Annotated in this window: 17 protein-coding genes; 6 read left to right on the top strand and 11 right to left on the bottom strand. The window is 51.1% G+C overall.

The annotated features are described in order from the left end of the window. Positions 1-40 precede the first annotated feature (40 nt). From WCC56_RS18755 to WCC56_RS18785, 7 genes are all read right to left on the bottom strand, one after another. On the bottom strand, positions 41-1,036 hold the full coding sequence (locus WCC56_RS18755) for a sugar phosphate isomerase/epimerase family protein (RefSeq protein ID WP_424693835.1): 996 nt from the start codon (positions 1,034-1,036) through the stop codon (positions 41-43). 81 nt (positions 1,037-1,117) lie between these two features. Further along, on the bottom strand, positions 1,118-2,065 hold the full coding sequence (locus tag WCC56_RS18760) for a transketolase family protein (RefSeq protein WP_424693836.1): 948 nt from the start codon (positions 2,063-2,065) through the stop codon (positions 1,118-1,120). After that, positions 2,058-2,888 carry a transketolase gene (locus tag WCC56_RS18765; RefSeq protein ID WP_424693837.1) on the bottom strand — a complete coding sequence of 277 codons (831 nt, stop codon included), beginning with the start codon at positions 2,886-2,888 and terminating at the stop codon, positions 2,058-2,060. Before WCC56_RS18765 ends, WCC56_RS18760 begins: the two co-directional genes overlap by 8 nt. A gap of 73 nt (positions 2,889-2,961) precedes the next feature. Then, positions 2,962-4,071, bottom strand: coding sequence for an ABC transporter permease (locus WCC56_RS18770; RefSeq protein WP_424693838.1), 1,110 nt, complete (start codon positions 4,069-4,071; stop codon positions 2,962-2,964). A 1-nt stretch (position 4,072) separates the two neighbouring features. Continuing rightward, on the bottom strand, positions 4,073-5,593 hold the full coding sequence (locus WCC56_RS18775) for a sugar ABC transporter ATP-binding protein (RefSeq protein ID WP_424693839.1): 1,521 nt from the start codon (positions 5,591-5,593) through the stop codon (positions 4,073-4,075). Next, positions 5,590-6,204, bottom strand: coding sequence for a DUF2291 family protein (locus WCC56_RS18780; protein ID WP_424693840.1), 615 nt, complete (start codon positions 6,202-6,204; stop codon positions 5,590-5,592). Before WCC56_RS18780 ends, WCC56_RS18775 begins: the two co-directional genes overlap by 4 nt. A gap of 14 nt (positions 6,205-6,218) precedes the next feature. After that, a complete protein-coding gene (locus WCC56_RS18785; protein WP_424693841.1) occupies positions 6,219-7,157 on the bottom strand; it encodes a D-ribose ABC transporter substrate-binding protein in 939 nt (312 codons plus the stop codon). Positions 7,158-7,359: 202 nt separating this feature from the next. On the opposite strand from WCC56_RS18785, the gene WCC56_RS18790 reads away from it, so the two are divergent. The 4 genes from WCC56_RS18790 to WCC56_RS18805 all read left to right on the top strand — a co-directional run bounded on the left by WCC56_RS18790 (position 7,360) and on the right by WCC56_RS18805 (position 11,822). Continuing rightward, a complete protein-coding gene (locus tag WCC56_RS18790) occupies positions 7,360-8,307 on the top strand; it encodes a sugar-binding transcriptional regulator (RefSeq protein WP_424693842.1) in 948 nt (315 codons plus the stop codon). A gap of 231 nt (positions 8,308-8,538) precedes the next feature. After that, positions 8,539-9,501, top strand: coding sequence for an omptin family outer membrane protease (locus WCC56_RS18795; RefSeq protein WP_424693843.1), 963 nt, complete (start codon positions 8,539-8,541; stop codon positions 9,499-9,501). 287 nt (positions 9,502-9,788) lie between these two features. Continuing rightward, positions 9,789-10,766, top strand: a complete 978-nt coding sequence (locus WCC56_RS18800) for a DUF1852 domain-containing protein (protein WP_424693854.1) — start codon at positions 9,789-9,791, stop codon at positions 10,764-10,766. 27 nt (positions 10,767-10,793) lie between these two features. Next, positions 10,794-11,822, top strand: a complete 1,029-nt coding sequence (locus tag WCC56_RS18805) for a methionine synthase (protein WP_424693844.1) — start codon at positions 10,794-10,796, stop codon at positions 11,820-11,822. Positions 11,823-11,958: 136 nt separating this feature from the next. On the opposite strand, the gene melB is transcribed toward WCC56_RS18805, so the two are convergent. Both melB and WCC56_RS18815 read right to left on the bottom strand, forming a co-directional pair. Next, the gene (gene melB, locus WCC56_RS18810; RefSeq protein WP_424693845.1) at positions 11,959-13,383 is read right to left on the bottom strand and encodes a melibiose:sodium transporter MelB; all 1,425 of its coding nucleotides are present in this window, start codon (positions 13,381-13,383) and stop codon (positions 11,959-11,961) included. Positions 13,384-13,465: 82 nt separating this feature from the next. Then, a complete protein-coding gene (locus tag WCC56_RS18815) occupies positions 13,466-14,821 on the bottom strand; it encodes an alpha-glucosidase/alpha-galactosidase (protein ID WP_424693846.1) in 1,356 nt (451 codons plus the stop codon). 273 nt (positions 14,822-15,094) lie between these two features. On the opposite strand from WCC56_RS18815, the gene melR reads away from it, so the two are divergent. Together melR and WCC56_RS18825 are read left to right on the top strand one after the other, a co-directional pair. Then, complete coding sequence (gene melR, locus WCC56_RS18820) at positions 15,095-16,015, top strand: transcriptional regulator MelR (RefSeq protein ID WP_424693847.1); 921 nt, start codon at positions 15,095-15,097, stop codon at positions 16,013-16,015. A gap of 144 nt (positions 16,016-16,159) precedes the next feature. Further along, positions 16,160-17,008 carry a sugar phosphate isomerase/epimerase family protein gene (locus WCC56_RS18825; protein ID WP_424693848.1) on the top strand — a complete coding sequence of 283 codons (849 nt, stop codon included), beginning with the start codon at positions 16,160-16,162 and terminating at the stop codon, positions 17,006-17,008. On the opposite strand, the gene WCC56_RS18830 is transcribed toward WCC56_RS18825, so the two are convergent. Both WCC56_RS18830 and WCC56_RS18835 read right to left on the bottom strand, forming a co-directional pair. Next, positions 17,009-17,989 (bottom strand): LacI family DNA-binding transcriptional regulator, encoded by a 981-nt coding sequence (locus tag WCC56_RS18830; RefSeq protein WP_424693849.1) that lies wholly within the window; start codon positions 17,987-17,989, stop codon positions 17,009-17,011. It abuts the gene before it with no gap. Between the two features lie 97 nt (positions 17,990-18,086). After that, the coding region (locus WCC56_RS18835; protein WP_424693850.1) for a Gfo/Idh/MocA family oxidoreductase at positions 18,087-18,266 on the bottom strand (180 nt) is incomplete at its 5' end.

Here is an 18,266-nt window from a genome sequence, read left to right on the forward strand (position 1 = left end):
CCTGATTACCGCATCCGAGCGTTTCGGATGCGGCTTAGCATTACTCTTCTTCGATAGAGGTCAGCAATGCATTCTGGATAATACGCTGTGCCTGCATCGCGTCCTGACGCGCCTGCGCAGCTTGCAGCGCCGGGATATCCAGTTTATCCAGCGCACGGTAGATATGTTTAAGGAAGCGGATCGACAGGCGCGCCGCCTCGACATTATCTTCCCGGAACGGGAACTGATCCAACTGCCAGACGCCATCCCAGTTGTTCATCTTTAGCACATAGAAGAATTCGAAGATCTCCGTCATATGCACGGTGCCAACGACTAAATCGTCATCCCAGCCACGCAGGTTGTCGTTCACATCCATACCAAACAGGCGACCCCTGTCGATAATCAGCTGCGCGGAATCCGCCGGGGATTCGCCACCAAATAGGGCGTGGCCAAAATCTAACAGCACGCCGACATTATCCAGCCCGATGTCATCGATACCCAGCAGCGTACGTGCGGCTGAATCCCAGGTCATTTTTACCCTTGGCTCGCGGGGTTTGTACTCAATGGCAAATTTCACATCCGGGTTTGCGGCTGCAAGCTCGCGCATCCCATCAACGGCCAGCTTCCACAGCTGTTTGTGATCCACCTGGAACGGATAATCCCAGCCATCCTGTCCCGGCCAGACCTTCACATAGCTCGCGCCTAATTCACGCACGACATCAGCGGCTTCATTCATCAACTGCATCGCTTCGGCACGGGCCACCGGATCGGGGTTGGTAAAGGCGCCCCGCGACCATTTTCTCAGGTAGATCTCAGGCGTAATGCCAATGGCTTTCAGCCCTGCGTCAGCCAACGCTTCTTTCACCTGGCTTAGGGTCACGCCAGGCGAAAAGGGATAAGGAATATCTACATAGGACAAATCCCCTACCAGTTTCGCCTGCTGAATCTGCTCAAGCGTATTCAGAGCCGGACCGTAACCATCAACCGCATAGCGGTCGACGTAGTTTGCAAAATGCCATAAACCAGCACCGAATTTTGGGTAGTTGTAGGTAGTCATCTTGATTATTCTCCATGCTTAACGACGTAAGAGGTTGTGCGCAGACGTTGCTGCGCAAGGGAAAATATTACGGATGCGGCCTTATTTAGGCTCCTTGCAGATCCTTAGCGCATGACGGACGACACCCGCCGCATCAATTTCATGACGCTCGCGCATGGCGGCGCGGTCAGCGGCGATAGCATATTCACCGTCGGCAATCCCCAGGCGCAGCAGCGGGATACCACAGCCACCTTCGGCCAGCACCTCCGCCACCAGACTGCCCAGCCCACCGTTGATATTGTGCTCTTCTACCGTGATCACTTTCGGGCAACGCTGTACTATTTCGCGTAGCTGTTGGGTATCACAGGGACGAATGGACGGCACAGAGATCACAGCAGCCGAGAGGCCAAGATCCGCCAGCGCAGCGGCAGCATCCACAATTTCATGCACCGTCGACCCGGTGGCGACCAGGGCGATATCGCTGCCTTTTCGCAGCACATTGATGGCACCAGGAACAAACTGGTAGTCATCCCCATGCAACTGCGGCAGCGCTTTCCCGTCCAGACGAATATAGACCGGCCCTATATGCTCCAGCGCGTAGTCAATAATCTGGCGGCACTCCAGTGGGCAGCCAGGGGCAAAGATCTGAATATTGCCGAACCCACGCATAATCGCCAGATCGTCAATACTGTGATGGGTGCTGGCCAACGGGCCATAACTGGCTCCGGCATTCAGACCGAACAACTTAACGTTGGTGTTGTTGTAGCAAACGTCGACCTTGACCTGTTCATTGGCGCGGGAAACCAGGAATGGCGCTGCATTACAGGTGACGGCAATTTTTCCGCCGATGGCCAACCCGGCAGCAGTGCCAACCAGCACTTGCTCGGCAATACCCACATTCACCAGTCGACCAGGGAAAGCCTTGATGAACGGCGAAATTTTCGCGGTAGAGGTGGAGTCTGCCACCACCGGAACCACGTCAAGTCCGCGCTCAACGGCGGCAATTAATGTCTCCACCATCACCGTAGCTAAATGCTGTGCATTACTCATCTTTCAGCTCCTCTAACGCCAGCGCAATCTCTTCGCCTTTTGGTACCCGGTGATGCCATTCGACCTGGCTTTGAATAAACGACACACCAAAACCTTTCTCGGTATTGGCAATCACCACGTTGGGTTTGCCGTTGGTGGGCAGATTTTCCAGGGTGGTGACCACCGACTGCATGTCATTGCCCGCGCATTCGGTAACGTTGAGGCCAAAGGCCAGCCACTTTTCCGCCAGCGGGTCGGTATTCATGATCTCGCGAGTGGCACCCGCTAACTGCAACTTGTTCTTATCATTGATAATAATCAGGTTATCAAGGCCATAATGGGCGGCAACCAGCGCGGCTTCCCAATTACTGCCTTCCGTCAGTTCACCGTCACCGGTGACGACATACACTTTGCGACCGCTGCCATCTTTCTTTGCCGCCAGGGCAATACCCACGGCGACCGGCAGGCCATGCCCTAGCGCCCCTGTATTCAACTCAACACCGGGCGTTTTGTGTTTCACCGGATGCCCCGGAAGATGAGAATCAGCATGCTGATAGGTTGGCAGCCAGCTTTCCGGAAAATAGCCCGCTTCTGCCAGTACGCAGTAGTAACCACCAACCGCATGGCCTTTCGACTGAATATAGATATCTCGCGAATCGTCCTGGGTGCGGTCAGGTGCGCAGTTCAGCAATCGAAAATACAGTGCCGTCACGATCTCGACCTGCGAGAGATCGGCACCGGTATGGCCTCCCGCCGGACTCCCCGCGTTCATCTGAATAATGCGACGGCGTACGGCCCGAGCCTTGTGTTGCAGCTGTTCGACTGTCAGGTTGAATGGATTCATCACATCACCTCTGAATTTTAATTTAATACTGAATATAAATTCACGCTGAGCAAAAAAATAAGCCGTCGCGGGGTTAGCCCGTTCGACTGGCTCCCCCTTCCTCAATCAGCGCCTTTTGCGCCACCACAGCGGCCTTCCGCTGCATGCGGTTTTGCATCTGATCGATAATGACCGCGACGATGATCACAATGCCTTTGATCACCATCTGCCAAAACTCACTCACGCCCATCATAATCAGCCCGTCGGCCAGGAAACCGATAACAAAGGCCCCTATCAAGGTGCCAAGGATTGTCCCGCGCCCGCCCGCCAGTGATGTGCCACCCAGTACCACAGCCGCAATGGCGTTCATCTCGAAGGATGAACCGTTAGCCGGATGGCTGGCCACCAACTGAGACGACACCACAATTCCGGCAATCGCGGCGCAAAAACCGGACAGCGCATACACCATGATTTTGACCCGCTTCACCCTCACGCCGGACAGTTCAGCAGCATGTTCGTTATCCCCAATGGCGTATACCTGGCGGCCAAAAGGCAGGCGACGGGCGACATAAGCAATCACCAGCGCCAGAACAATCATCATCCAGATGGCATAAGGCAGACCAAGGAAGTACCCGGCACCAATCTTGTCAAAACCGGTATTGTTCAGTTGCGGATTACCCTGCAGGCCAGGGAAAGTTTCTCCCCCTGAGGTCAACATTGCCGCCCCGCGCAGAATGTACATGGTGCCAAGTGTGCAGATAAATGGCGCTACGTTATAACGGGTGATAATCCAGCCGTTCGCGGCCCCGATGATGCCACCGATCAACAGGACCAGCGGCACAATCACCCAAACGCTGGGAAAGATAGCAATGCCAAACATCGGCAGGACAATCCCTTTGGTGATCAACCAGCCGGCGATCATGCCGCACAGCCCGAGGGTGGCACCAATCGACAGGTCGATACCGGCAGTAATAATCACAAACGTTATGCCCAGCGCCAGGAAGGCGTTAATGGCAATGTGTTTCACCATAATCACCATGCTGCCAATGGCCAGAAAGTCCGGTACGGTGACAGAAAAGAAGCCAACAATCAGGATCAGCGCAATAAAGGTGCGCATTTTTAACAGCAGCAGTAACACGCCTTCGCGCGAGTTAAACACCTTCGATGACGGGATGGCCAGCGCGGCCGTGGTGGTATTTTTCATATCAGAACCCCTGAGCACTTGCTTTCACCAGCGCCGACTCTTCCGCCGCTGCACGTGGAACATTGGCGGTCAGCTTGCCGCCCGACATCACCAGGATCCGGTCTGAAACGGCCATGATTTCTTTCAGATCGGAGGTGGAGAACAGCACAGCAATGCCCTGCTTAGACAGCTGGACCATCATGCGAAACACATCCGCCTTCGCCCCGATATCAATGCCACGGCTGGGTTCATCCAGCAGCAACAGCCGCGGATTAGTCAGCAGAGATCGGCCAATCACAACCTTCTGTTGATTGCCCCCACTCAGGGCGTTAATCGTGACCTCCGGTGAAGAAATTTTGATCGACAGATTAGTGACGGTGTCACTGACTACCGCCTGCTCTTGCTGGCGTGAGATGGCAAAGCGGTATTCGAGCCGCTGCCACAGGCTGCCGATTGTCAGGTTGCTGGCCACGGATGACACGGGGAATATGCCGGTGCGTTTACGGTCCTCCGGCACCAGGCTCATGCCCATGCGGATACGCTCGGCGGTATTCAGACGCTGGGGAACAGGCTTACTGTCCAACCACAGTTTGCCGAGATAATCACGCTGAGTCCCCAGCAGACACTCGAACAACTCGGTGCGGCCAGCCCCCATCAGGCCATAAATACCGACTATTTCGCCGGCACGGACGTTGAATGTGACGTTGTCCACGGTGGCAATACCCGCAGGCCCGACACAGGTGATATTCTCTGCTTCCAGTACCGGCACGCCAAATTCACGTCCGGGTTCAAGGAAGCTGGTAACAGGTTCGCTACCGAGCATTTCGCGCACAATCCAGGGCACATCAATATCACTGACCTGGGCTTCTGCCTGAAAGCGGCCGTCACGCAGAATGGTAATCACATCACCAATCGCCATCAGCTCTTCCAGTCTGTGGGAAATATAGAGAATGGATACGCCCTGGCGGGTCAGTTCACGGATCACCCGGAACAGGATCTCCACCTCCGTTTTACTGAGCGCAGAAGTAGGTTCATCGAGAATTAAAATGTCCGTATTTTCTGCCAGCGCCTTAGCAATCTCTACCAACTGTTGCTGACCGACCTTCAGGTTGGCAACGAGTTCACGCGGGGAAATAGCCTGATCAAGCCGTTGCATCAGCGCAGCGGTCCGCGCCTCCTGAGTTTTCTCATCGATTGGTTTCAGCCCCTTTTGTAGCTCGCGGCCAAGGAAGATATTTTCTGCCACCGACAGATTCTCAAACAGGTTCAGTTCCTGATGAACCATCCCTATTCCCAATTTCGCTGCCGCACGGGTGTCAGACAGGACTACCCGCTTACCGTCGAGCCAGATTTCCCCACTGGTCGGTTGCTGCACACCGGCAAGGACTTTCATTAGCGTCGACTTACCGGCGCCGTTCTCACCGATAATCACATTCACCTTGCCGCGCCAGACGTTGTAGTCAATATTGTCCAGCGCCAGCGTACCGGGGTAGAGCATGGATATCCCTTTGGTACGCAAAATAATCGGGTCGGGCTGGCTCATTGCGGCGGCTCCTGTTTCACAGTGACGGCAATCACATCCTGGACCTTGCCGGGCTGCAGCGTCACCGCCAGCATCAGCTGAACCGGTTTCCCTACCCAACTTTCATCCATCGGCGGCAGCTGTTGCACCGCCTGACGGTTAAGTGCTTTGGTCAGTTGGGCATACTGAACCTGATTGGTGAACTCTTCGAATTTGAACCCGGCAGCATCACGTATCGCATTGCTACGCACCACGGGACCGATGGCAACGGGAACCGCCTCCCCATCCAGCGTAACGGTGAGGAATCGTTCGTTCTCACCGGCCGCCGTGATGGCTGTGACCGTGCCTGTGCCGCGGACAAACAGGCTCTCGCTGCTGCCGGCTTTCACCGAAGTGCTGCGAGTTTTCATCGCCTCCCAGCTCAGACCCTGTTTTTCACCGGCTTCCAGCACTTTGCTGCTCCAGGTGGCTTTCGCCACCTGTTGTGCTGTTTGATCGCGGTAGCCCTGCTGCGCCGTCGGATCTTTCGGGATTATGGGCTGACCATTAGCATCCAGATCAACCACCGTACAGGCACTCAGCAACAGCGCAACGACCGCCAGCAGGCTACCTTGTGCAAGTTTCGTCACCATCGTGGGCTCCAGGTTTACTTCGCGAGGTTGAAGATTTTCAGCTTGCTGGCATTGGTGTCGTCAATCAGCACGCAATCCATCAACTGTTTCTCTTGCATCTGCGCTTTACCGTGGGTCAGGTAATAATCTGCCTGCTCTATCGCCATCTGAGCCTGTGCCCAGCCCGGCTGCAATACCGTGGCTTTGATATTGCCCTTATTAATAATGGAGTCACGAACATAGTCGCTGCCGTCAAAACCCACGATGATCACCTCTTTTTTACCGGCCGCTTTCAGCGCAGCTTCGGCACCCAATGCCATGGTGTCATTTCCGGAGATGACACCAACGATATTCGGATGCTTTTGCAGGATGGTTTCCATACGACTGAAGGCTTCGGTCTGGCTCCAGTTAGCACTTTGCTGTGCCACCATCTTCATATCCGGATAGTCATCAAGGACGTCGTGGTAACCCTGAGAACGCACCCCAGCGTTGGTATCCGACTCTTTACCCAGCAGTTCTACGTATTCACCTTTGTTCTTCAGCAATTTGGCGAATTTCTCCGCGCCAAGCTGTGCGCCCTGATAGTTGTTGGAGACGATCTGTGCCACCGCGATACCTGTTTTATTAATTTCACGGTCAATCAGGAAGGTAGGAATACCGGCATCTTTGGCCTTTTGTACCGGTCCCACCGTGGCATCGGCCCCGGCGTTATCCAGTACGATGGCTTTGGCCTTACGGCCAATGGCCGTTTCAATCAGCTGGTTTTGCTTACTCACGTCATCATCGTGCGATGCCACGAGTGTGCTGTAACCCAGTGCTTTTGCTTTTTGCTCTGCGCCGTCGGCTTCCGCCTTGAAGAAGGGGTTATCGTGAGAAGGAGTGATGATGACAATCAGCCCTTTATCGGCTGCCAGAGCGGCTGCAGAAAGCGTCATGGCAGAAAACAACAGGCTGGTCAGTAGGGTACGTTTCATTTATTATCTCCACTATGAATAAATATTCAAGCATGATTTATTATTCAAACACTATTGTTTACCCGACTTAAGTTGTCCAAAAAAAACACTAAGAAAAGCGAAGATGATCACAGCTTGCGCCGGAATTTGCTCTGTATCGTGCGCCAGTTGTCATTTTCAACGCCTTGCATGACAATGAACTGCGCACGGCTACGGAGGAACTATGTCGAAGCAGGATGAACAACGCTTGATGGTGAAAATCGCCACGCTTTATTACACCGATGGGATGAAACAGTCCGATATCGCCAAAACACTGCACCTTTCCCAGTCGTTTGTTTCACGTATGTTGATGCGTTGCCTGAATGAAGGCATGGTGAAGATCAGCGTGATCCCACCGGGCAATATTTTCCCGGCACTGGAAAACAGTCTGGAAAAGAAATACGGCATCCAGCAGGCCATCGTGGTAGACACCGTGGAAGATGCCAGCCCGGCACAAATTCGTCAGGCGATCGGTTCCGCCGCTGCGCACTATATGGAAACTCGTATCAGGGCTAACGATTTGGTGGGCATCTCTTCATGGAGTGGCACTATCCGTGCCATGGTCGATGCACTGCACCCACAGAGTATTAAGGCGCGTGGGGTAATCCAACTCCTCGGGGGGGTGGGCGCTAATGGGAATGTTCAGGCGACAATTCTGACGCAAACGCTCGCTGCCTACCTGAGCTGTGAGGCAGGGCTCCTGCCGTCGCAGAGTATTGAGCGTTCGGTTGATGAGCGACTGCGTCTGTCGACGAACAGTGAGGTGGCGGAAGTGGTCAGCAAGTTTGCCGAAGTCGATGTGGCCATTGTGGGCATCGGCGAACTGGAGCCTTCTCAGCTGCTGAAAAACTCAGGTAACTATTACGATGAGGGAATGTTGAAGATCCTCTCCGCGCGCGGCGCAGTCGGCGATATTTGTCTGCACTATTACGATGCTGAGGGTCAGCCAGTCTTAACGGCGGATGAGGATCCGGTGATTGGTATGGAACTGAAACAGGTACACGACTGCCCACAGGTTGTCGCGCTGGCGGGCGGGATCAGTAAAGCCAATGCTATTCGGGGGGCGTTGACAGGAAAGTACATCAACGTGCTGATTGTTGACTTCCCTACTGCCCGCTGCCTGCTGGATTAACGGTAATACCCTTCCCAGTCATTCCCCCACTTAACAGCACCCGATCGGTGCTGTTTCTTTTCAAAAAGCCGGTAAGTGATCTTCCAACATTATATTTATAAATGGTACGTAAATTGGGTGCGGTATAAATAAGGTCACCAGAAATAAATTAGCGTATCTACATATTCTGGCAATTTACCGATCAAAATCTATAATTCAAAAAGGTCTCTCACGGGTGAAACGACAGGGGTAATGATGAAAGCGAAGACGACGATATGCAGTCTGGCATGTCTCTGGTCTGGGTATGCGTGTAGCACTGGTTATGTTTCCGGACAGGAACAGCAATATATCCACGATGGTTTATCGTTATCGGGTTCACTCGGTTATCTTGGGGGAGAGTCGAAAGAATATGTTTACTTTGATGGCCGGCAATTAAGCCGACTTGACTGGAAGATAAAAAACGCAGCAATAATCAAACTTGAAGCTAATTATGATGTTCTTCCCTGGCTAAGCGTCAATGCATCCGGTTGGACAACGTTGGCCTCGGGCTCAGGAAGCATGAACGATTATGACTGGCAAAACACAAGTTCAACAGACTACACAGACAGCTCATCAAGTTCAGCCGTGCTCAATGAAGCGAATGAGTTTGACCTCAACCTCAGAGGCTGGTTGTTGAACACCAATGATTACAAGGCTGGAGTGATTGTCGGGTATCAACAAACTCGCTTTAGTATGACCGCGAGAAATGGAACCTATGATTATGCAGGAACAGATGCTAATGACGACTATGACCCAAATGCACCACGAGATGTGGGTAGTTTCCCGAGAAATCAAAATCTCGTCGGCTATTCGCAAACCTATAAAACACCCTATATTGGACTTACAGGAAAGTATTCGATCAATAAATTTGAATTCAGCACCCTGTTAAAATACAGTCACTGGGTTGAAGCCAGTGACTCTGATAATCATTACCTGAATAAAGAAATCACTGAAACCAATAACAATAATGCAGAGCTCTGGTCTGGGGAAGTCAATGCCGGGTATTGGGTGACACCCAATGCTAAAGTGTTTACTGTTGCCACATACACCTACTATCCGAATAAAAAAGGTGACATTGGTAAATGGGACAGTGATGGATATGAATCAATGTCTGATGGCGGTGGAATTCAGAACCGAAACTGGTCCTTAACCGCAGGATTGCAGTACCTGTGGTAACAGAAGCCCCAACCAGAAGGTTGGGGTTTTACTTTTCGCGGCGACAGTGGCCGACGCGGCAACGCTGAAATTACTCACTCCCTGCCCTGATCATGAAGAAACTTCATGTTCGGTGAATTATCATCACTTTTCCTCACTTCAAGGCTATGGCATAAAGTAAGCACTGCTTTCAGCAACCGACATTATGAAGACAACTGAATAAGTAAACCATGACATAAATTGTGGGCACTCTTATCAATAAAGAGATGAATTCAGGTCTTATATCTAAAATAAGGATGCCAGACACAATGAATAACGAATTCAAATTTAACATTAACAGTATTTCTTTCGATGAGAATTATAATCCATCCAAAAATACTCGTATCACCACCAACTTCGCCAACCTGGCCAGAGGCGAGATGCGCCAGCAAAATTTGCGCAACACGCTGAAGATGATCGACGATCGTTTCAACACCCTCGCGCATCTGGACAACCCAACAGGCGATCGTTATTCAGTTGAGCTTGAAATTGTTTCTGTTGAGATGGATGTGGAAGGCAAAGGTCATGCCTTCCCGGTGATTGAAATTTTGAAAACAAACATCATCGATAAAAAAACCAACCAACGTATTGAAGGCATTGTAGGAAATAACTTTTCCTCTTATGTCCGTGATTATGACTTCAGCGTTGTGCTGCTTGAGCACAACAAGAATAAATCTGGCTTCAGCACGCCTGACGATTTTGGTGATTTACATGGCAATCTGTTCAAGTGCTTCATCCATTCTGCCGCTTACAAAGCGCATTTCAGTAAAACGCCGGTTATCTGCCTGAGTGTTTCCAGCAAAAACACCTATCATCGCACTGAGAATCATCATCCGGTTCTGGGCTATGAATACCTGCAAGATGAAGATTCCATGACCGATCGCTACTTCAATAAAATGGGCCTGCAGGCTCGCTACTTTATGCCGAAAAACGGTGTTGCACCTTTAGCATTTTATTTTACTGGTGACTTAACAAACGATTACACGGATCTGGAGCTGATCGGCACCATCAGTACGATGGAGACGTTCCAGAGAATTTACCGACCTGAGATTTACAATGCTAATTCTGCAGCCGGAAAAAAATACCAGCCGAGCCTGAATCACCGGGATTATTCATTAACGAAGATTGTTTATGATCGAGAAGAACGCAGCCAGTTAGCGGTTGAACAAGGTAAGTTTACTGAGAAGAACTTTATTAAACCTTACCGCACTATTCTTGAGCAATGGTCAGCTAATTACGTTCTTTGATTCATCAAATTGACAAGGTTATCTATTATGAAAGTATTATTACCCACGTCTACTGCGGGCAGCTTGCCTAAACCCTCCTGGCTGGCACAGCCAGAGACGCTTTGGTCACCGTGGAAATTGCAAGGTGATGAACTGATCGCGGGTAAACAGGATGCGCTGCGTCTGTGCCTGCAGGATCAACTTCAGGCTGGTATTGATATCGTCAGTGATGGTGAGCAAACTCGCCAGCACTTCGTCACCACGTTCATTGAGCACCTGACCGGTGTTGATTTTGAAAAGCGTGAGATCGTTAAAATCCGCAATCGCTATGATGCGAGCGTCCCGACTGTGGTTGGTGAAGTTAGCCGTCAAAAGCCGGTTTTTGTTGAAGATGCCAAATTTTTGCGTCAGCAAACCAATCAGCCGATCAAATGGGCCCTTCCTGGCCCGATGACCATGATTGATACACTCTACGATAGCCATTATAAAAGCCGCGAAAAACTGGCCTGGGAATTTGCCAAAATTCTGAATCAGGAAGCCAGAGAACTAGAGGCCGCTGGCGTTGATATCATCCAGTTTGATGAACCCGCGTTTAATGTCTTCTTTGATGAAGTGAATGACTGGGGGATTGCCGCGTTAGAAAGAGCCGTTGAAGGACTTAAATGTGAAACAGCTGTGCATATTTGCTACGGCTACGGCATTAAAGCTAACACCGACTGGAAAAAAACGTTGGGCACCGAATGGCGTCAATATGAAGAGATTTTCCCTAAACTGCAAAAATCTGCGATCGATATCGTTTCACTGGAATGTCAAAACTCCCGTGTTCCCATGGATCTTATTGAGCTGATTCGCGGTAAAAAAGTGATGGTTGGTGCCATTGACGTCGCAACCAATACCATTGAAACCGCTGAAGAAGTCGCTAATACGCTGCGAAAAGCGCTGCAATTTGTCGATGCTGACAAGCTCTATCCTTCTACCAACTGCGGCATGACTCCGCTGCCACGCCATGTGGCAAACGGTAAATTAAGTGCGTTAAGTGCCGGCGCAGCAATCGTTCGTAAAGAACTCTCTGCCTAAAGCAGAGCGTCTCAGCCCGGGGTAAGTCATCCATTCCTTACCACTACCCGGGCTGAGCAATTAGCTGGAATCCCTTCCCCCTGCTCTACGTACCTGCACAAGATGCCAAGATTAGAGTTAACTCTTCCCCTTAAATTTACGCTTTCACTTCCGTGACACCCTTGATATCGAGCGGTGCTTCAGGGATCTCATAGCTGCCCCGCTTACGGTATTTATCTAACAGGTGTATGTTGATTTTACGCAGCACGTCACCGTTAAGTTGATAAAGACGGAAATAGAGCACTAAGGTGATAAGGAAAAAGACCGCAGGCAGCGCAATCATAATGAACTGCATACCCAAAAGGGTGTTTGGTGCCTGCGCAACATTCGGGACATAGCCAATCAGACCAAGCACGATGGCAATAAACATAGCGGCAAAGGCTGCGCCGCCTTTTACCACCATGGTTTGCACGGAATAGGCGATACTTTCACAGCGAACGCCCAATTTGTACTCACCGTAGTCGACAGTGTCTGCCACCATAATCACCTGCAATACCCAGAACAATGCGGTGCCAACGTTGAGCAAAATTCCCGCCAGAGAAATCATCCAGAGATTGTTATAGCCGGTTAGCGCTATTCCCAGCAGCACTCCACAGCCTAAAATCGGCAGTATCGAAGCGCCGGCCCACAGCACACGTCTTGACAGCGCTTTAACCAAACGGGGGAAGAAAATCAGCGTGAGCAGATTCGCCGCGCCGGAATAGGACATATAGTAGGCAAAATTATCGGCGTTGCCGATAACATAGGTGAAGTAATAGATAGCAAAACCGTTAATCACATTCGAGGCGACGTTATAGGACAAAGCCATCCCCAACAGACAGGAAAGCTGATCGTTTTTATATATCAGCGCCACTATCCCTTTCAGGGTCAGACGGCTGCTGTCAGTCGTTGCTTCGTTATCGGAGGAATACACTTCTTTAACGTTACGCAGGGTGATGATTGTTGAGGCAATAAAAAAGGCGATCAATATCAGCGTGAACATCTGGAAACCCAACCCACGATCTGTACCCCCGATATAATTGACAAAGGGCAAGGTAATCCCTGCGGTGACAAAGCCGGCCAGGCTGGCAAAGAATCGAGGAAACGGCACCAGCTGTTCCCTTTCGCGCTTATCAAGCGTGATGGTTGGTACCAGAGACCAAAAAGGAATATCCATGATGGTATAGGTCATTCCCCACAAAATGTACGTCACCCAGACAAAGACAATTTGGGTGGTTCCTTCGAAAAGGTGCGCGCTGAACAGTAAAAACAGAATCACCGAATTTGAAATCGTCCCGATGAAGATCCAGGGTTTAAACTTTCCCCAGCGTGAACGAGTGCGGTTGACCAGCCAGCCCATGATCGGATCGTTAATGGCATCCCATATTCTTGCGACAAGGAACAGTGTCCCTACCATCCCCACGGACAATCCAACGACATCGGTGTAGTAATACATCAGGTACATGTAAACAATAACGATAGCGAAGTCTTTGCCAAATGCGCCAAATCCATAACTGAGTTTTGTTTTAATTGATATGCTCATAGGGTACCGGAGCCCTGTTACCAGCGCTCCCCTCTTGTTATCAGACATGTCAGGTGACGAGCATCACGCCCGGCGAGTAGGGTTAAGCACGGTGAAGCCAGTCCGGCAGCCAGCTGCCGTGTGAGGAAATCAATTCATCCACCAGCGCGTAAATCTCATCGATGCCAAGAACGGCTGCGGTATGAGGATCGAGTAAAGCCGCGTGATAAACACGATCGCGGTTCTCGGTCAAAATGGCTTCAGTCAGCAGAGTCTGCACGTTCACATTGGTTTGCATCATCGCAGCCAGGTGCGAAGGCAATTTACCGATATGCGTAGGCTGAATACCGTTGGCATCGACCAGACAAGGAACCTCTACACAACAATCCTGCGGCAGATTCTCAATCAGAGCAGCGTTGCGCACATTACCATAAATAACTTCTGGTTCGCCGGTCCACAGGGCATTCATGATCGCGCTGGCATATTCACGGGAAGGTTTGACCTCGATCTTATCAGCCGTTTTGTATTCCACCAGCTCCCGTTTCCAGGTGGCAATTTGTTCTACGCACCGCTTCGGATATTCATCAAGTGGCACTTTATAACGCTCGATCAGATCTTCGCGGCCAGGTTTAATAAACCACGGCGTATATTCTGCAAAGTGTTCAGAGGATTCGGTGACGAAATAGCCCAGCTTTTTAAACATTTCATAACGGACAATGTTTTCACAGCGTGGATTGCTGTGGGCATTTGGTTTTGGTGCCTGGCCGGACTCATACGCGCGCAGTAAATCGGGATAGATGCTGACGTATTCGCCATCCTCTCCTCTCTTCTCCAGCGACAAATAGAAGGCCATATGATTGATCCCGGCGCTGCGATAACGCAACGTTGCAGGATCAAGATCTAAATCATGCGCCAGTTCTTCCGCCGTTCCCTGTACTGAGTGGCAAAGACCAACCTGTTTTATCTGCGGATAACGGGCGTACATCGCCCAGGTATTCATCGCCATTGGATTGACGTAATTCAGCAAGGTCGCGTTCGGGCAGACCTCGAGCATGTCTTCACAAATATTCCACAGGTGCGGGATAGTGCGTAGCGCGCGCATAATGCCACCAGGACCCAGCGTGTCCGCTATGGTCTGTTCGAGTCCGTGCCGTTTGCAGACCTCAAAATCGGTCACTGTACAGGGCTCGTAGCCGCCAATCTGGAACGCCACCACCACGAAATCAGCCCCCTGTAGCGCGCTTTTCTGGTCGGTATGGCAAGTGATGTCGCCATTGGCCCCCGTTGAGTCCATCAGTTTGCGCACGACAATATGCGATTCTTCCAGTCTGGTCGCATCGATATCCATCAGAGCAATCTGGGCCGATTTCAGCGCTGGACGCTGAAAGACATCACCCAGGATATTTTTCACAAAAATAGTGGAACCCGCGCCGATAAAAGTAATTTTGGGTGCTGACATTTTCTTTCTCCCTTGAGTAAGTGAACCCCCTCAGCCTGACAGTTCAGCCGGTGTTTCTCTTCCATCTTCCGTAGAGAGCATTCCCGGAAACTCAGCTTTTTTTCTTTGCGCCGGTAAAACTGAGTATTTGGGAGTAATGGGGTAAGAAAGGAGAGAATACGGTGTGAAAACAGCCAGATAAGCGCATGGCAATCTGCAAAGCAACGGGCTGTTCACAGTTTCTGGACGGACGTTGTGCCATATTCTCAGTTCAGTCAGGAACCGGAGTTAAATATGGATATGCCCCTGCCCCCCGATCCCTTTATGTGCAACAGCACGGACAGTGAAACACTCAGCCCGCTGTCACTCTATTCCGAGTATCAGCGCATGGATATTGAGCTGCGGACGCCAGATTATATGGAAACCAGCCACTGGCATGGGCAAGTGGAGATCAATGTGCCGTTTGACGGTGATGTGGAATACCTGATCAACAATGAGACGGTGGTGATTAAACAGGGACATATCACGCTGTTCTGGGCCTGTACCCCGCATCGCCTGACCCGCCCAGGCGACTGTACAAATATGGCTATTCTTAACCTGCCAATGCACCTTTTTCTCTCCTGGCCGCTCGATAAACAGCTTATTAATCACGTCACCCACGGCATGGTGATCAAGTCGCTGGCGGAACAGCAACTTAGCCCCTTCGAAGTGCAACGCTGGCAGCAAGAGTTGCAGCACCAGAATGAGCAGGTGCGTCAGCTTGCCATCGATGAAATAGGGTTGATGCTCAAGCGCTTTAGTCTCTCCGGCTGGCAGCCGATTCTGGTGACTAAACTGCCGCGAAATCAGAGTACGGGGCCTGGCATCTCACGCCACTCACAGTTCTACGTCAGCCAGATGCTGGAGTTTATCGGCGCCAATTTTGATCAGGCGTTGACCATTGAGCAAGTAGCCGACCATGTGAAGCTCAACCCAAACTATGCGATGGGGATTTTTCAGCGGGTGATGCAGTTAACGATGAAGCAGTATATTACGGCGATGCGCATCAACCATGTGCGCGCCCTGCTAAGCGACACCGATAAGGCTATCCTCGACATTGCATTCACTGCCGGGTTCCGCTCCAGCAGTCGCTTCTACAGCACCTTCAATAAATATGTCGGCATGACGCCACAGAAATACCGCAAGCTTAGCCACGCTATGGGGGATAAGAATTAGGTCCTGAGGCTTGCCCTCTCAGAGGGTAAGATTGCCCTTACACGCTAAAAATCATGACCCTCATCACAGTCTGACACCTTATTTTGTAATCGATTACTTTTAGCGTGTAGTTTTGTAATCGATTACTTTCATAAGGATGACGCTATGTTTCTTAAAAACTTACTCTGTGCCGGACTTATCGCGGCAGGCACGTTAACGACCTTTAGCAGCCAGGCAGCGGATGTTGAGAATGAAATCGCCCTGCAAATGTACACCTTACGCAACGTTGGTTCAGTTGATGAACAGTTTGCCATGGCGCATAAGGCCGGATTTAAACACGTTGAGATTGTCGGGACGCATGAGCTTGATGCCGCGAAGATGAAGGCCCTGCTCAGCAAGAATCAACTGAAGGTCACTTCTGCTCACGTACAGCTTTCTGCTCTGGAAAACGAGTATCAGCAGACGGTGGCGTTTAACAAGGCCATCGGTAACAGCACGATCATCGTGCCGTGGATTGAAGCTGAAGACCGCCCTACCACCTCTCAGGGGTGGATTGATTACGCCAAACGGTTGGATAAAGTCGGTGCCAGACTCCATCAGCAGGGTATCCAGCTGGGTTACCACAATCATAACTTTGAGATGAAGAAGTACGGAGGGGTGACGGCGTTAGAGATCATCATGAACAACACGCAACCCAACAATCTTACCCTTGAAATGGATGCAGCCTGGGTCTCTCGTGGGGGGGAGGACCCTGCGCGGTTCCTGAAGGAATATCCGGGGCGCATTTACGCTATTCACGCGAAGGACAACGCGGCTATTGGGATCCGCGATGATGAAATGAACTTTGCCCCGCTTGGTGAAGGATTGCTGGACTGGCAAACGATTTTACCGGCGGCAAAAGCCAGCGGTGTGAAGTGGTTTATCATCGAACACGATAAGCCTAAGGATCCCTGGAGCATCATTACGACTTCACACCGGAATTTACACGCTGCGCTGAGCAAACTCTCTGACTAACTACGCGCTGTGACGGATCACTAACTGCCAGCTCATCATCATCCGCTCTGTGGCTGATGATGGGTTATCGATTTTCTTTAATAACAGGTTAAGCGCCTGACGTCCGATATCACGCGAAGGCTGTGCGATGGTGGTCAACTGTGGAGAAACAATTTCGGCAAGCTCAGTCCCGTCAAAACCCACCACGGCAATATCCTCTGGCACACGAAGCCCGGCCTGGTGAATTGCCGAGATGGCGCCTGCCGCCAGCACATCAGACACAGCAAAGACGGCATCCGGATGCTCCTCACCCGCCAGCAAGGTTTCCATCGCCTGCTTCCCGGCGCTAAAACTCAGTTCGCTGGCGTAAGAGATGGCCTGCCAGCTTCGTTGGCTCTGCCCTAACTGGTCGAGGTAACCTTTTTGCCGAAGCTGCGCATATTTGTAGCTAAGATCGTGGTTAATCAGCGCAATACGTTGATGATTTTTACCGACCAGATAGCGCACCACCTCTTGCGAGGCTTCAGCATCACTGATCCCCACACAGGAAATGTCGCCAGCGTCAGCATATTCAGCGCACTGAACCCACGGCGTGGTATTGATCAGCTGCGTCAGTTCAGGGAGTTTACTGAAGGCATCCATGGTGATGATGCCATCCACCATTTTGCCAGCCAGCAGCTGCAGGCTGGATCGCGAGCGTTCGATATTCGAACCCGAATTACACAACAGAATGCGATAGCCGTTGGCTTCGGCCTGCTCTTCAATGCCTTTGACCACATCGGCGCAGAAGGGATTGGAGATATCTGACACCATCACCAGGATCATCGAGCTGCGGGCAGTACGTAATTGTCGCGCTAACAGATTAGGCTGATAATTACTCTCTTTGATCGCCTTAAGCACTTTCTCACGGTTCGCATCCTTAACGGAGTCACTGTTATTTAACACCCTGGAGACGGTAGCGACAGAAACGCCCGCAAGACGGGCGATTTTTTGAATAGACATGGTGGCAACTCTTGCTCAGTCAGATGACACGAAGGCTACCATAAATTCGCGTGAACAATAAGTTAGCCCGATCGTCAGAGCGCGATCGGGCTGAAAATCAGATCTCCACGCTGACCCAGCACTGTTGCTGATGACTGTGGACAATCGCCTCAACAATCGCCATCACTTGTGCCCCTTCATGGAAAGTCGCGAATCCGCCTGCCTGCGGGTTTCCCTGCTCTACCGCCTGATAAAACGCCTGCATCATATTGCGGAACGCATCAGGCCAGCCCTCAAT

It is taken from the genome of Erwinia sp. (assembly GCF_049696395.1).
Taxonomy (GTDB): Bacteria; Pseudomonadota; Gammaproteobacteria; order Enterobacterales; family Enterobacteriaceae; genus Erwinia.

Bases quoted from the DNA above. Each gene is read 5' to 3' on its own strand.
- WCC56_RS18755 (WP_424693835.1), bottom strand. From the start codon at position 1,036: ATGACTACCTACAACTACCCAAAATTCGGTGCTGGTTTATGGCATTTT.
- WCC56_RS18760 (WP_424693836.1), bottom strand. From the start codon at position 2,065: ATGAGTAATGCACAGCATTTAGCTACGGTGATGGTGGAGACATTAATT.
- WCC56_RS18765 (WP_424693837.1), bottom strand. From the start codon at position 2,888: ATGAATCCATTCAACCTGACAGTCGAACAGCTGCAACACAAGGCTCGG.
- WCC56_RS18770 (WP_424693838.1), bottom strand. From the start codon at position 4,071: ATGAAAAATACCACCACGGCCGCGCTGGCCATCCCGTCATCGAAGGTG.
- WCC56_RS18775 (WP_424693839.1), bottom strand. From the start codon at position 5,593: ATGAGCCAGCCCGACCCGATTATTTTGCGTACCAAAGGGATATCCATG.
- WCC56_RS18780 (WP_424693840.1), bottom strand. From the start codon at position 6,204: ATGGTGACGAAACTTGCACAAGGTAGCCTGCTGGCGGTCGTTGCGCTG.
- WCC56_RS18785 (WP_424693841.1), bottom strand. From the start codon at position 7,157: ATGAAACGTACCCTACTGACCAGCCTGTTGTTTTCTGCCATGACGCTT.
- WCC56_RS18790 (WP_424693842.1), top strand. From the start codon at position 7,360: ATGTCGAAGCAGGATGAACAACGCTTGATGGTGAAAATCGCCACGCTT.
- WCC56_RS18795 (WP_424693843.1), top strand. From the start codon at position 8,539: ATGATGAAAGCGAAGACGACGATATGCAGTCTGGCATGTCTCTGGTCT.
- WCC56_RS18800 (WP_424693854.1), top strand. From the start codon at position 9,789: ATGAATAACGAATTCAAATTTAACATTAACAGTATTTCTTTCGATGAG.
- WCC56_RS18805 (WP_424693844.1), top strand. From the start codon at position 10,794: ATGAAAGTATTATTACCCACGTCTACTGCGGGCAGCTTGCCTAAACCC.
- melB (WP_424693845.1), bottom strand. From the start codon at position 13,383: ATGAGCATATCAATTAAAACAAAACTCAGTTATGGATTTGGCGCATTT.
- WCC56_RS18815 (WP_424693846.1), bottom strand. From the start codon at position 14,821: ATGTCAGCACCCAAAATTACTTTTATCGGCGCGGGTTCCACTATTTTT.
- melR (WP_424693847.1), top strand. From the start codon at position 15,095: ATGGATATGCCCCTGCCCCCCGATCCCTTTATGTGCAACAGCACGGAC.
- WCC56_RS18825 (WP_424693848.1), top strand. From the start codon at position 16,160: ATGTTTCTTAAAAACTTACTCTGTGCCGGACTTATCGCGGCAGGCACG.
- WCC56_RS18830 (WP_424693849.1), bottom strand. From the start codon at position 17,989: ATGTCTATTCAAAAAATCGCCCGTCTTGCGGGCGTTTCTGTCGCTACC.